14 protein-coding genes are annotated in these 14,246 nt (G+C 45.7%); 10 read left to right on the plus strand and 4 right to left on the minus strand.

Annotated elements, in window-relative coordinates; all coding sequences use genetic code 11:
* Positions 1-7: 7 nt before the first annotated feature.
* Both namA and EXU57_RS01410 read left to right on the plus strand, forming a co-directional pair.
* Positions 8-1,075, plus strand: coding sequence for an NADPH dehydrogenase NamA (namA, locus tag EXU57_RS01405; protein ID WP_133266371.1), 1,068 nt, complete (start codon positions 8-10; stop codon positions 1,073-1,075).
* 224 nt (positions 1,076-1,299) lie between these two features.
* On the plus strand, positions 1,300-2,478 hold the full coding sequence (locus EXU57_RS01410) for a class I SAM-dependent RNA methyltransferase (protein WP_133266372.1): 1,179 nt from the start codon (positions 1,300-1,302) through the stop codon (positions 2,476-2,478).
* 9 nt (positions 2,479-2,487) lie between these two features.
* On the opposite strand, the gene EXU57_RS01415 is transcribed toward EXU57_RS01410, so the two are convergent.
* The 3 genes from EXU57_RS01415 to EXU57_RS01425 form a co-directional block, all read right to left on the minus strand.
* A complete protein-coding gene (locus EXU57_RS01415; protein WP_133266373.1) occupies positions 2,488-3,327 on the minus strand; it encodes a neutral zinc metallopeptidase in 840 nt (279 codons plus the stop codon).
* A 201-nt stretch (positions 3,328-3,528) separates the two neighbouring features.
* Positions 3,529-5,064, minus strand: a complete 1,536-nt coding sequence (locus tag EXU57_RS01420) for an OmpP1/FadL family transporter (RefSeq protein WP_133266374.1) — start codon at positions 5,062-5,064, stop codon at positions 3,529-3,531.
* A gap of 100 nt (positions 5,065-5,164) precedes the next feature.
* Entirely contained in the window at positions 5,165-5,896 is a 732-nt protein-coding gene (locus EXU57_RS01425) for a hypothetical protein (protein ID WP_133266375.1), read from the minus strand.
* 250 nt (positions 5,897-6,146) lie between these two features.
* Between EXU57_RS01425 and proS the strand changes: the two genes are divergently transcribed.
* The 3 genes from proS (at position 6,147) to EXU57_RS01440 (ending at position 8,430) form a co-directional block, all read left to right on the plus strand.
* Entirely contained in the window at positions 6,147-7,625 is a 1,479-nt protein-coding gene (proS, locus tag EXU57_RS01430; protein ID WP_133266376.1) for a proline--tRNA ligase, read from the plus strand.
* Between the two features lie 78 nt (positions 7,626-7,703).
* The gene (locus tag EXU57_RS01435) at positions 7,704-8,024 is read left to right on the plus strand and encodes a CD225/dispanin family protein (RefSeq protein ID WP_133266377.1); all 321 of its coding nucleotides are present in this window, start codon (positions 7,704-7,706) and stop codon (positions 8,022-8,024) included.
* A complete protein-coding gene (locus tag EXU57_RS01440; RefSeq protein WP_133266378.1) occupies positions 8,017-8,430 on the plus strand; it encodes a DUF2752 domain-containing protein in 414 nt (137 codons plus the stop codon). Before EXU57_RS01435 ends, EXU57_RS01440 begins: the two co-directional genes overlap by 8 nt.
* Positions 8,431-8,457: 27 nt before the next feature.
* On the opposite strand, the gene EXU57_RS01445 is transcribed toward EXU57_RS01440, so the two are convergent.
* A complete protein-coding gene (locus tag EXU57_RS01445) occupies positions 8,458-9,291 on the minus strand; it encodes an RDD family protein (RefSeq protein ID WP_133266379.1) in 834 nt (277 codons plus the stop codon).
* A gap of 132 nt (positions 9,292-9,423) precedes the next feature.
* Here EXU57_RS01445 and EXU57_RS01450 point away from each other — a divergent pair, with 132 nt between their 5' ends.
* Genes EXU57_RS01450 through EXU57_RS01470 form a run of 5 tightly spaced genes read left to right on the plus strand, consistent with a single transcriptional unit; the run spans position 9,424 to position 14,235 of the window.
* Positions 9,424-10,455: a stage II sporulation protein M gene (locus EXU57_RS01450; RefSeq protein WP_133266380.1), complete on the plus strand. Its 1,032-nt coding sequence runs from the start codon at positions 9,424-9,426 to the stop codon at positions 10,453-10,455.
* Entirely contained in the window at positions 10,422-11,303 is an 882-nt protein-coding gene (locus EXU57_RS01455; RefSeq protein WP_133266381.1) for a hypothetical protein, read from the plus strand. The genes EXU57_RS01450 and EXU57_RS01455 overlap by 34 nt, the downstream gene beginning before the upstream one ends.
* Complete coding sequence (locus EXU57_RS01460) at positions 11,303-12,070, plus strand: hypothetical protein (RefSeq protein ID WP_133266382.1); 768 nt, start codon at positions 11,303-11,305, stop codon at positions 12,068-12,070. The genes EXU57_RS01455 and EXU57_RS01460 overlap by 1 nt, the downstream gene beginning before the upstream one ends.
* A 3-nt stretch (positions 12,071-12,073) precedes the next feature.
* A complete protein-coding gene (locus tag EXU57_RS01465) occupies positions 12,074-13,258 on the plus strand; it encodes a DUF4350 domain-containing protein (RefSeq protein WP_133266383.1) in 1,185 nt (394 codons plus the stop codon).
* Entirely contained in the window at positions 13,255-14,235 is a 981-nt protein-coding gene (locus tag EXU57_RS01470) for an AAA family ATPase (RefSeq protein WP_133266384.1), read from the plus strand. Before EXU57_RS01465 ends, EXU57_RS01470 begins: the two co-directional genes overlap by 4 nt.
* Positions 14,236-14,246: the final 11 nt, after the last annotated feature.

Below are 14,246 nucleotides of genomic sequence, written 5' to 3' on the forward strand. Positions count from 1 at the left end.
CCTATAAATGTCAGCGCTTTTTTCCCCCTTGACCATAAAAGAAATTACCCTTCCCAACCGCATCGCCGTATCACCGATGTGCGAATATTCATCAGTTGATGGATTTGCCAACGACTGGCACCTGGTTCACCTGGGAAGTCGTGCTGTTGGCGGTGCCGGCCTGATCATTATGGAAGCTACAGCGGTTGTCCCGGAAGGCCGGATCACCCCTGCTGACATGGGTATATGGAAGGATGAACACATTCCCTTTTTACAGCGGATAACCAGTTTCATCCATTCACAGGGAAGTATAGCCGGGATCCAGATTGCGCATGCAGGAAGGAAGGCAAGTAAACGTGAGCCATGGAACAAGGACGAAGTTGTGCCTGATACAGAAGGTGGATGGCAAACGGTTGCACCCTCCGCAATACCTTTCAACCCAAATTACGACACACCAAGAGCACTTGATATTGAAGACATTGAAAAGCTTATTGAAGATTTTCGATTAGCAGCTTCGCGCGCCGTTGCAGCGGGATTTAAGGTGCTTGAAATTCATGCTGCTCATGGTTACCTGCTGCATGAATTCTATTCCCCGCTAAGCAATCAACGAACGGACGAGTATGGCGGATCTTTTGAGAATCGCACCCGGCTACTGTTAAACATTGTGGAAGCAGTAAAAACGGTTTGGCCAGCGGGATATCCGCTCTTTGTGAGAATATCAGCGACCGATTGGGTAGAAGGAGGCTGGACAATTGAAGATTCAGTTGTTCTTGCCGGGAAGCTAAAAAAAAGGGGAGTGGACCTTATTGACTGTTCGACCGGTGGAAATGTAACAAATGTAAAGATACCCTTGGTGCCGGGTTACCAGGTGCCGTTTGCAGCCCGCATAAAAGAAGCGTCCGGTATTGCGACCGGCGCAGTTGGGCTTATTACAACCGCAGAGCAAGCTGAAGAAATTATCAGTTCTGGTAAAGCCGACCTGGTGTTACTGGCAAGAGAGTTCCTGAGCAATCCATACTTTCCACTTCATGCGGCACGGCAGTTAGGGGTAGATGTAAAATGGCCGCAGCAGTACGAGCGTGCAAAGCCTAAATAATCGTTTGCAATGCGCCCGGAAGTTATTGACAGAAAGGACCGGCATTGTCGCGGATCAGCGATGCCATGAAAAACTGCCGATGAACCGAGCGTGGCAACGATGTCGCCCAGTGGTATAAAAGACCGTTCCATAAAAAATAGCTTAACTATGCGACTGTTGCTTAGTTCTAACTTAGGAATGAACTGTTCTATTTTCTTCTTGAAGGGTTAAAACAATTACACACGATGGACTTATTTAAGGCCGCAGGCCGTATCTTAGTTACCTGTAACAAACGCTTATCGTCGTTTCTCAACCTTGAGATTGAGGAACTTGGCTTTACGATTGTACGCAGCTTTTCTACAGGGGCAGAATTATTTGGAAGCATTGAAGATTGCATAAAGCTTAACCTGAACCTCCGGTGTGCAAGCCAGGTTTTGTATTCAATAAAGGCTTTCGAAGCCAATGGCCCACAGGATGTATATCGCGTTTTATCTGAAATCGCCTGGGAAAAAATTCTGCCGTTAAACGGGTATTTTTCGATTACGAGTAATGTTAACCACCCGACTATTACGAATACCATGTTTGCCAATGTTAAGGTAAAGGATGCAATTGTTGACCGGATCCGTAATGAGACCGGGAGCCGGCCGAACAGTGGACCCTCGCTGGAGCAAACGGTGGTTCACCTGTTTTGGAAAGAGGAATCTGCAGAAATATTTATCGACACTTCCGGTGAAACACTTGCCAAACATGGCTATCGAAAGATCCCGGGAAAAGCACCGATGCTGGAAGCACTTGCGGCTGCAACCATTCTCGCAACCAGGTGGGACCGGGTTTCGCCTTTTGTAAATCCAATGTGTGGTTCATCAACCATTGCTATAGAAGCGGCGCTTATTGCCACAAATCGCAGGCCCGGACTATTCCGTGAAAATTATGGTTTTATGCACCTGCAGGGATACGATAAAAATACATACGAAAACCAGTTGCAGCAAATCAGACAACAGGTTAGAGAAGTGGCCGAATTAACGATCATTGCCACCGACATCAGCGAAGATGCAATCAATATTTCCAGGATTAACGCGGCAGCGGCAGGTGTTGAGCAGATGATAACATTTGATGTATGCGACTTTCAGCAAACCCCTGTACCGGAAGGTGTAGGTGGTGTGGTGTTTTTTAACCCTGAATATGGCGACCGCTTAGGCGAAGAAATCGCCCTCCAGGAAACCTATGCCTCAATTGGGGATTTTATGAAAACAAAGTGCAAAGGTTATACGGGTTACATTTTTACCGGCAACCTTGAACTTGCCAAAAAAATCGGTTTAAAGGCGCGAAGACGTATAGAGTTCTATACGAGCAAGATCGACTGCCGGTTGTTGGAATATGAGTTGTACGCCGGCACCCGCAGGATTGAAAAACCGGCGCCGTAAGTATGTTGATTACTGAACCTCGGTGCTCGAAAACGTGTCGCCTGCCCGGATGTCTCCTGTTTCGTAGCCCTTTTTGAACCAATACATGCGCTGCGCTGATGTGCCGTGTGTAAAGGACTCGGGTGATACACGGCCCTGGGCTTCTTTTTGAAGGCGATCGTCGCCTATTGCGCTCGCGGCGGTAAGTGCTTCCTCAATGTCTCCGTCCTCAAGAATTCCCTTGGTATTTTGGGCATGATGTGCCCAAACACCGGCATAGAAATCAGCCTGCAATTCGAGCTTTACAGATAATTTGTTGTATTCAGCCTGGCTGAGTTGACCTCTTGCCCTTTGCACCTTGTCGGAAGTGCCCATTAGGTTTTGTACATGGTGGCCAACTTCGTGCGCGATAACATAAGCCATGGCAAAATCGCCCGGCGCACCAAAACGTTGTCTCAGGTCCTGGAAAAATGCGAGGTCGAGGTATACCTTTTGATCAGCGGGACAGTAAAACGGGCCGGAAGCCGAGGTTGCGCCACCACATCCTGACTCTACTGCATCCCTGAACATAACAAGGCGGGGCTTTTGGTAACCCTGGATTGCACTGGTCCATACATCTTCGGTTTCTTTTAAAACCACACTTGCAAATTGAGCCAGCGTATCGTCGGCAGCCTTTTCGTCAGCACTCATTTCACGGGACGAACCAGCACCCACACCAATTTGGGGCATCTGCGAAGGATCGCCGCCGAGGAACATGTATAGAAGGGCGATGATGACACCGCCTATGCCGCCACCAACTGCCACGCCTTTGCCTGACATTCCACGACGGTCTTCAACATTCGAACTGCCTTGTCTTCCTCTCCATAACATAGTAGCTAGATTTAATTGGTTAAACTATTCCGGACAATGGTTCCGATGCACGAAATAGTAAGGGCTGATTTTCAGCGATAATCTTAATTCAATTGTTATGCCATGGGCTGGATACCAACGATTAAGGTTAAACATAGTTATCGGAAAAAACAACAGCACCCGTGATGGGTGCTGTGCTTATATAGATGGAGATATTTTAACTTAGAACTTAAATCCTACAGTTAGCATGGCATTACCACGGCTACCTGTTTGCCCGGCAAACGTGCTTGGCTTATCATTCAAACGGTAGGGGAAGTTTACATCTTTATTAAAGTTGTGTACATAAGCAAGATCGATGAAGATTCCATGGTTGCGATATCCTAATCCGCCTGTAGCCTGCACACGGTTTGCTTTGAGCTCATCACTTTGCTGGTAAGGATTACCATAGAATGCACCTCCTGCACGGAACATCCAGGTATGAAGTTTTAATTCTCCGCCAATGCGAAAGTTAAGGGCACTTTTATAAAGGTTCTTGGTAATATTATTGATAGCCCTGTAATAATTGGTAGCCTCGATATCCTGGTCGTCGCTGGCGGCGAAACGTGCGCCGCGATAGTTGACATATTCCAGGTCGGCACTGATAAATGCCCTTTGCATACGGGTATCATTGATTTCCCTGAACACGTAGCTACCACTCGCTATTGCACGCCAGGGAGTGATCATGTTGTATCTTCTGTCACCAGCGTTCCCACTGTTAAGGTTATCGCTACTTTCAGTTCTGACCTTAGCATACCCTTCGGTATCAGCTGTGAGGGAAGAGCGAATATTATCTTTAAACGAGAGCAAAGAAGGAGTATGGACCGCAAGACCGAGTCGTACGTATTCAACCGGTTTGTAGATCATTCCGAGTTTTACATTGGCTCCGATTGCAGAACTGTTACTAACTTCTATAAACTCAAAGTAGTTGAAATCGTTGTTGGAGTTGTTTGTGGCATCGGTCTCCCTGTAGCGGAGGTCGCGGTTATAATTGATAACAGGAAAATTGACACTACCACCAACATACAACTGATCAGCCATATTATTCGCAAAAGCAAGTGAGATCTCGTTGTAACCGCCGGTTGTTGTAACGTCGTTCTCCTGGATTACACCCGTTGAGACCGGAACAAGGCTCTGATAGCCACGAAATGCGCCATCTGCTCCCACTTCTTTGTCAATAAGGTAGGTGCGAAAAGCCAGCGATGACCCAAAAATGTAATTGTTCAGCGCTGCATTGGTGTCTGCCCTGTCCCTGATGAGCTCTTCAAGGTATTGCTCAGTAAAGGAGCTTTGGTTATTGCGTCCTTTGTATGATACCCGATTATTGAAGTTGGCCAACTGGTTTACTGAAATCGAAAATGCGGAACTCGACCACCGGCCTCCATACCTGTTTGGAATACCAAATATAAATCCCGAAGCGCCAAGGTTAAAACCTGCCTTATTACTTGCTGAAGGATCGCCCCTGAAATTAAATTTATTATTATTGAGGGTTACTCCGGGGGTAAACACAAACTCACTCGTACGAAACAGTCCGATACCAGCTGGGTTGACATTGTTCGCCGTAATGTCGCCACCGAGGCTGCCCATGACACCACCGGTAGCCATATTGCGGGCTGTTCCGTTTTGGGTGAAGAAACTGTTTCGTAAGGCATCTTCCGGCGTTTGTGCATGTGCAACGTGAAGTGCACAACATGCTCCCAGAAAAAGTAAATATTTTTTCATATTTGATTTTGAAGGGTACTGTTATAGGGTAAGAAAAGGGGAATGCACGAGGGCTTTCCTCCATTGCATGGAAATAGCCCGCTACTACAACCCATGCCTATTAACGGGGAGGACGACCTGTGCCAGTGCTGGTACCTGTGCTGTTATAACCGCCGCTACGGCCACCTGCATTGCTGCTTGGGGTTGAACCGGCATCCATGGTACGTACAGGACGATCCCAGCTTTGGTTACTCTGCGAATTAGCATTACCGGTCTCTGGTGCCGAAAATACACGCTTCATTAAAGAACCAAAATTGCTGTTTTCGTTGCCACGGCCCTTGTTGTAGTTGTTTGAATTGGAGTTCTGGTTACTGTAAGCCCTATTTGAGAAAGAGGTCAGGTTACTTTTGCCGGTTGTACCGGTATAAACCCGTGGATTTTTGTAATATACAATAGGGTAAGCGGGAGAGTACATTCCTCCGTAACCGAAATAGCTTGGTGCCCACGGATTGTATGCCCATGAATTGTATCGGTATGGTTGGTTCCAGGTGTTATAACGGTAATAAGACAAACCATCCATATGATCGTAACGGCTGTCGTACCAATAGCTATAATCATCGATGGTTGACCATCTTTCACGATCCCTGATCTTACGACGCAGGTATTGATCATCCTGGCTTGAGATATATTCTTCGTAACGATCACGTCTGGGCTCGTTTCTTACTTCTTTTTTTGCGGTAAGATCACGTGCCGGGGAATAGTATACATCGTCAGGCGTTTGACCTGCTTTGTATGTAGAGCAGCTGGTGAGTACAGCCGCAGAAAAAGCGAGAAGTAAAATTTTGTAATTCATGGCTACCGTTTTGAAAGGATTATTAATACCGAAGTTACTACTTTTGCGATGCTTATCAAGTTCGTGTTTTTAACTGCAAACAGTTTGCCTGAATATTAACAGTTTATACCGCTTTTGTTAAATAAACGAAAAGTTTGTCAGCTGTTTAAGACCCACTCTTCATTGCACTATATAGCAAATTATTCCGGGTGTTTTTTGCTGGTTATGTACACCTGAATTTGTAAGCCTCAACCTAAAACGAACCTCAAGCATGAGTAAAGAGATTACATCAAGGGAACAGGATTATTCGAAGTGGTACAATGACCTGGTAATTAAAGCAGGACTTGCTGATTATAGCGCAGTTCGCGGCTGCATGGTTATCAAACCCTATGGCTATGCACTCTGGGAAAATATGCAGGCTGCGCTGGATAAGATGTTTAAAGACACCGGGCATCAGAATGCCTACTTTCCTTTGTTTGTTCCCAAGAGTTTATTTGAAAAAGAAGAAGAAAATGCCGAAGGTTTTGCCAAAGAGTGTGCAGTAGTAACCCACTACAGGCTTAAGGTTAATGAAGAAAAGAAAGGCAGCCTGATGGTTGATCCGGATAGTAAGCTAGAGGAAGAATTGATTATCCGCCCAACCAGTGAGGCGATTATTTGGAGCACCTACAAAAATTGGATCCAATCGTACCGCGACCTGCCTTTGCTGATTAACCAATGGGCAAATGTTGTGCGGTGGGAGATGAGGACAAGGCTATTCCTGCGAACAGCTGAATTCTTATGGCAGGAAGGGCATACAGCGCATGCAACGGCTGATGAAGCAATTGCTGAAACAAAACAAATGCTGGAGGTATACGCCACTTTTGCGGAAGAGTGGATGGCGGTTCCGGTGGTGAAAGGTGTGAAAACACCCAATGAACGGTTTGCGGGGGCAGTTGATACCTTTTGCATTGAGGCCTTGATGCAGGACGGAAAGGCATTGCAGGCAGGAACTTCGCATTTCCTGGGACAGAACTTTGCAAAGGCCTTTGATGTAAAATTTAGTGATAAGCAAAACAAACTTGATTATGTATGGGCGACGAGCTGGGGTGTAAGTACCCGTTTGATCGGCGCGTTGGTGATGGCGCATAGTGATGACGATGGCCTGGTGCTACCGCCAAAACTAGCTCCAATACAGGTGGTAATTGTTCCCATCTACAAAGGCGATGAGCAGAAGGCTGCCATCGATGAAGTGGTAAACAAACTGGTAAAAGAACTTAAGGCAGCAGATATTCGTGTGAAGTATGATGATAGTGACAACAGCAGGCCGGGATGGAAGTTTGCCGAGTATGAGCTAAAAGGTGTTCCACTTCGGATTGGTATCGGTGCACGCGACATCGCCAATAGCGTTGTGGAGGTTGCCCGCCGCGATACCCGTGAGAAACTGACCCTGCCATTGGAAGACCTTGCGATAAACATCGGGAAACTACTGCATACCATACAAGAGTCCATTTACAATAAAGCATTTGCATTTAGGGAAACACATATTACCCCTGCAGACTCCTGGGAAGAGTTCCTCGTCTTACTTGAAACAAAAGGCGGCTTTATCTCTGCACATTGGGATGGCACGGCGGAGACAGAAGAGAAGATTAAAGAGTTATCAAAAGCGACTATCCGGTGCATACCGTTGAACAATGCGCAGGAAGCAGGTGCCTGTATTCTTACCGGGGCTCCTTCGGAGCAGCGGGTGCTTTTTGCGCGCGCATACTAGGGAGATTTGTTGCTCAAATTGCGTTACCGGTTTAAATAATTTGATATATTTAAATCGTACTAAACCAACTAACGCTTCATGGAAAATTCTTATGGCTCAGAGATTCCACACACACCTAATGTTCAACCAAAAAACTGGCTGGTGGAGTCTATACTGGCAACAATCTTCTGCTGTCTGCCTTTTGGCATTGCGGGGATTGTATTTGCCAGCCAGGTAAACAGTAAGTGGGTCGCAGGTGATCATGCGGGCGCTTTGGAAGCATCAAGACAGGCGGCAAAATGGACCAAGATCAGCTTCCTCGTAAGTATTGCCGGATTCATCTTTGCACTTATTTTTGTTTTCTTTTTTGGAGGAATGGCCTTCCTGGGCAGTCTTGGTGTAATGGGTGTTAATGGATAAAATCAAACTCCTTTCCCGGCCGATCATTTTAGGTATAACAGTGCTCTTTATCGCACTGTTATACTTTTTTATAGATGCCCGTTACAGCACCATATTTCCAAGATGTCCCTTTAACCTGGTTACCGGTTTATTATGCCCGGGTTGCGGTTCACAACGGGCCATTTCTGCAATACTCCATGGCGACTTTCTCCATGCACTCCGGCTGAATCTTCTATTGGTTCTAAGCCTGCCCCTCATCGTTTATTCTGCGCTTGTACACACACTTAATGCGTTTAGAACCATACAGCTTCGGCAAACGATTTTTTACTCGCCCTTGTTTGTAAAACTCTTCCTTGCTGCTGTAATCCTGTTTTGGGTCTTGAGAAATATTCCTGTTTATCCATTTACGTTGCTGGCACCGGCTTAGATGCAGAGTGGTAACCAGGCTGCACCCTTATAATTTACTGGTGATATGCTGGTAGTCGGTGAGAATAGTTTGAAGAAAAAAAAGCGGTTCGTGTTGCCTGCTCCGGATATGGAGTAATTGTTCGATTTTCTGTTGGGCCTGCAGTGCCAGCGTGGTGTTTCCGCTACGCCTTACTGCAACAATCACTTCTTTAACCAGCTCGAGATCGGCATCTTTAAGGTTTACCACCTCGGGATAAATCACCTCGTAATCTGCCGGGGTACCACTAACATACATGGTATCTTCAAGCTGTGTGCGTGGTGTTGTTTTGATAAGCGTTGTGCCGGCAACCATATCACCAAGCCGTTGCTTTCTTTCGGTTGCAGCTACCATAATCAGGCCTACCAAATGGGAAGAAATGGTGAAATCGACCAGGCGGAACAACCAGCGGATAAGGTATTGACCAAAGGTGGGACGCTCTCCTGTGAGACTGATTACTTTTATTCCCATCGCTTTTTTACCCGCACTCTGACCGTTAAAAAAGAGTTCGGACAGCAGGTCGTAACAAAGAACAGGAACCCCTAACAGGAGTGGAAGCCATAACTGCTCCCCGAAAAAATCCAGCCCTGTAGATATCCTGAATACAACGACAATCAATATAATATAAGCAAAGATGATCAGCCAATCAATTATATAGCCCAGGATACGATCACCAAGGCTCGCCAACTCGTATTCAATTTCAATATTCTGGCTGGTAATAACGTTTATACTGCTCATGGTTACTGCTGCAATTAATATCTTATTATTTGAAAAAGCATGCGAATTGTCTGTTATTTTTACAGCAGTACCGACCGGTTTGCATATATATTCAAATTGTTGCATAAATCTTAACTTGGTGGTTTACCCCGATGCCATAATAACAATGTGAACTGAGCGCGACCGAATGGCCAACCGGGCGAACGTAGCAAGGATGATAAATCGAACTTATGCGGTCGGTCAACAAAAAACACCAATATGCGTGAGGCGCAGTTTTTAAAGGAAAATGCCGATAAGTGGAAGCAATACGAAATGGAACTTGAGCAGCCGCACAACCCGGACCGGCTTGCAGACAACTTTATTGACCTTACCGACGACGTAGCTTACAGCCGCACATTTTACCCCAAGAGCAAAACCAGCAAATACCTGAATGGTCTGGCTGCATCCTTCCACCAAAAAATTTACAAAAACAAAAAAGAACAACGTTCGCGTATCTGGAACTTCTGGCAATTTGAATTGCCTTACCTGTTTGGATTTTACAGGCGCCAGTTTGCTTACGCGTTTCTCTTTTTTTTAGTTTTCTGCGCCATCGGTGCTTTGTCAGCAAAATATGATGAAAACTTTATCAGGCTAATCCTTGGAGACGGCTATGTAAATATGACAAACGAAAATATTGAGCGGGGCGATCCTTTTGGCGTTTACAAGAAAGGTGACAGCCTGAATATGTTTTCGATGATCGCCTTTAATAACATCAGGGTAGCATTTATAGCATACATGCTTGGTGCAACCTTTGGTATTGGTACACTTTGGCTGTTATTGAGCAATGGTATGATGCTGGGGTCTTTTCAATATTATTTTTTTTCGAAAGGCCTTGGGTTTAAAAGTATTACCGTGATATTTATACACGGTACCCTGGAAATATGGTCAATTGTAATTGCAGGAGCTGCCGGGCTGATATTGGGTAACAGCCTTCTGTTTCCCGGTACCTATGCGCGTGGGGTTTCACTTGTAAAGGGAGGCCGGGACGGGCTGAAGATTGTTTTCGGTCTCATTCCGTTTTTTATCACTGCTGCATTCCTTGAAGGATTTGTTACGCGTTACGATCGTATGCCGCTGTGGCTGAGCTTGAGCATTCTTGGTGCAAGCCTGCTCTTTATTACCTGGTATTTTTTTCTTTATCCAATATGGCTGCACAGGCAGATCGCTTCTTCCAATAAGCAGATCAAACCTGTAACCAGCAACCAAAACTTTACCGCGTGGCTGAACCAAAAACTGAGCTCAGAAAAGTGAGGGACTTCGGTGAGATTATTACCGACACTTTTATTTTCATAACCCAAAATTTCAAACCCTTGCTGGCTTCCTTTTTTGGAATCGCAGGGGTGTTTATGCTGGCCTCGACTATAGTAAACGGTTTCTATCAATCGCGCGCCGGCAACCTCTTCCGCGACATATTTATGAGCGGGAGAACCACCGAGGTTATGGATCTTTCCTTTTTCGGAACTACCTATTTTCTACTGCTGGTATTGACCCTGGCTAACTTAACAGCAATGAAAGTGGCCATTATTGCCTACATGAAAGTTTACGACCAAAAAGGCAGGCAGGTACCGGAAATGGCTGAAGTTTGGGAGGAGTTTAAAAAGTATTTTCTAAAAGTGCTCGTTTATTCTATACCGTTACTCCTGCTGATTATTGCTGGAACGGTGCTGTGTATAGCTCCCGGGGTTTACCTGATGGTTGTTTTGGTGCCCTTTGAAATCATGCTGATGGTTGAGGACCGATCATTCTCCGATGCATTTTCGCGTTGTTTCGACCTGATCAAAAACAATTTCTGGATGTCGCTTGGGGTGTACTTTGTATGTTACCTGATTTATTCATGCAGCGCCGGTATCATCGGCTTTGTGGTTGCCATATTAGGTGGGGCATTGTCGTACTTCACCACCAAAGATGTCGGGCAAACACTCGCGGTCGGAACATCCATCCTAAACATCTTCAGCTTTCTGTTTTTTATCGTCTATTTCGTAGGGGCAGTGCTTAATTATTACAACCTTGTCGAACGTTATGATGGCACAGGTATGCTGAAGCGCCTGGATCACCTGGGAACAAATTCGGACCATCATCAAATTGAAGAACAGTATTAATGAAGCCTTTAGTACTGCTGTTATGTGGATGTTTGCTGGCCACTGTTCTGCAAGCGCAACTTGTACCCCGGCAGGACTCAACCAAGGGCCACCGCTACCATAATGGTTATTTCAATTCTCCAAAGCTACTTAGCGAAAAGCTGTTGCGTTATGATAGCAGTGTTGTTAACGAGCGTTCTTTTAAGCCCTCAACCATCGACCGGTACAAGCAGGATCCTGATTTTAATTATGAGCGGCTTGTAGAACCACCGCAGAGTTGGTGGGATCGCTTCTGGGCGTGGTTCTGGCTTAAAGTGGCAGAAGTGCTGAGTACCCCCGAAGGTAAAACCACGCTTTGGACCGTTTTTACCCTGCTTGCTATAGCGATAATCATCTATTTCATTAACCGGGTTACCGGGATGAATAAGACCAGCTTGTTTGGAAAACATAGTGGTGCAGGAGGTTACACAACCGGGGTAGAAGATATACACGGGATCTCTTTTGATGAAGAGATAGCCAAAGCAAAGGCATCAGGAGACTACCGGCTTGCACTCAGACTTATGTACCTGAAGGCGCTTAAAAAAATGTCGGACACCAGCCAGATCAGCTGGCAGATAAACAAGACCAATACCGACTACCTCAACGAAACATCGGGTAAAACCTGGTTCCCTGTTTTTCGTAGTCTCACCTTTAGTTTTGAATACGCCTGGTATGGCGATTTACCATTAAACAAGGAGCATTTTACCGTTTTGGAAAATCAATTTATTGAACTTGACCATCAATTATAATTTTTGAAAGGCTACAGAAATTTTTTAGTTGTATTCACCCTGCTTTTTGCCTTATACATCGTTGCGGAATTAAACAAACCCAAAGCGATCAACTGGGAAATAAGCCTTAGTAAGGACGACAAGGATCCTTATGGAGCTTATGTATTATTTAAATCCTTAAAAGAGCTTCTTCCAACAGCTGCAATTGAATCATATCGCACACCGGTTTATAACCAGGTAAATAATTATACAGGTCGCAATGGTGCATACCTGATTATTTCGCCTGATTTCAAACCATCCGGAGAAGACCTGGCGGAGCTGGACCGTTTTGTTCGTCGTGGCAATGTTGCACTGATATCCGCCAGCGACTTTGCCAAATCGCTGCAGCGTAAGCTCAGGTTCACCACTTCGTCGCGCATGAGCCTGGGCTTAATGGATTCCACAAGCGTTAACCTCGTAAATCCACAACTGCGCAACAACAGCAATTATGTTTTCCGTCGCATGACAATAGATGAATATTTCTCCAAGATCGATACCGCAAACAGTACCGTACTTGGCATAAACGATCGTGGCAGGCCCAACTTTATCCGCGTAAAAAGTGGGGCAGGAGTGTACCTCGTGCACGCCGCACCGTTATGCTTTAGTAATTACTTTATGCTTTACCGAAATAATGCATCGTATACGTCAAAAGTGCTTTCATACCTTCCGCAAAATACAAATCGCTTGTTTTGGGACGAGTATTACAAGCTGGGGCCAACAGGACCTACAACACCGCTCAGGTTTATCCTGTCCAATCCTTATTTGCTGGCAGCTTTCCGTTTGGGGCTAATTGCCCTGGTTTTATATGTGCTTTTTGAAATGAAAAGACGGCAGCGAATCATTCCGGTAATTGAACCGTTAAAAAACACCACGCTTGAATTTGCAAAAACGATTGCCGGACTTTACTACCAGCAGAAAGACAACCAGGGAATTGCACGTAAAAAGATCAATTACTTTCTTGATTTTGTACGTAACAGGTATTTTATTCCAACCACCGCCCTGGATAGTACCTTTCTGAATACACTGTCGCAAAAAAGCGGGGTAGCGCTAAGCGAAGTAGAACCATTAGTGGCCAGCCTGAGGGAGATCGACTATGACTATCCCGTTAGCGATACTTTGTTGCTGACGCTGAACACGCAAATTGATAATTTTTATAAACAGGTAAAATGATCGACCAGGAAAATATTGAACAACGGCCGGATGTTGGAAGGCTGAACAATGCCGTTGCAAGACTAAAGGAAGAGATCGCGAAAGTAATTGTGGGGCAGGAACTCATGATCGAGTTGCTGTTGGCAGCCATCCTCGCGGATGGGCATGTGCTGATTGAAGGTGTTCCGGGCGTGGCTAAAACCCTTACGGCAAAATTACTGGCTCGATGTATCGACGTTCCGTTCAACAGGATCCAGTTTACGCCAGACCTGATGCCCAGTGATGTCATTGGCACCTCTGTCTTCAACCCGCAATCCACCAACTTCAGCTTTAGAAAAGGTCCCATCTTTAGCAGCGTTGTTTTAATTGACGAAATTAACCGGTCACCTGCAAAAACCCAGGCTGCATTGTTTGAGGTGATGGAAGAGAAACAAATCACCTATGATGGTGTTACCTACCCCATGCCAACACCATTCCTGGTATTGGCTACACAAAACCCTGTTGAGCAGGAGGGCACCTACCGTTTACCCGAAGCACAACTTGATCGTTTTCTTTTTAAGGTAGAGGTCAACTATCCAACGCTTGAGCAGGAGGTGCAAATATTACAGTATAGTCACAGCGGCAAAACAACCCACTTTAGCAACGAAGTAAACCCCGTATTATCGGCGGCTGAAGTACAGGAATTCCGGAACGTTGTTAATAGCATCTTCATCGAGCAGAAGGTGATGCGATACATCGCCGAGCTGGTGCACGAGACCCGGAACAATAAGTCCATCTACCTCGGGGGTTCACCGCGTGCATCCGTAGCCGTATTGCGTTCTGCAAAGGCGATGGCTGCCATGAGTGGGCGCGACTTTGTTACCCCTGATGATGTTATCAAAGTGTTGCCGGCCGTACTCCGGCACAGGCTATTGCTCACCCCCGAAAAGGAAATGGAAGGCGGCACACCCGACGAAGTCATCGCAGCAATTATCAAGAAAATCGAAGTACCAAGATAAACGTCATCCCT

The organism is Segetibacter sp. 3557_3, from assembly GCF_004354985.1.
In the GTDB taxonomy this organism is placed as follows: domain Bacteria; phylum Bacteroidota; class Bacteroidia; order Chitinophagales; family Chitinophagaceae; genus Segetibacter.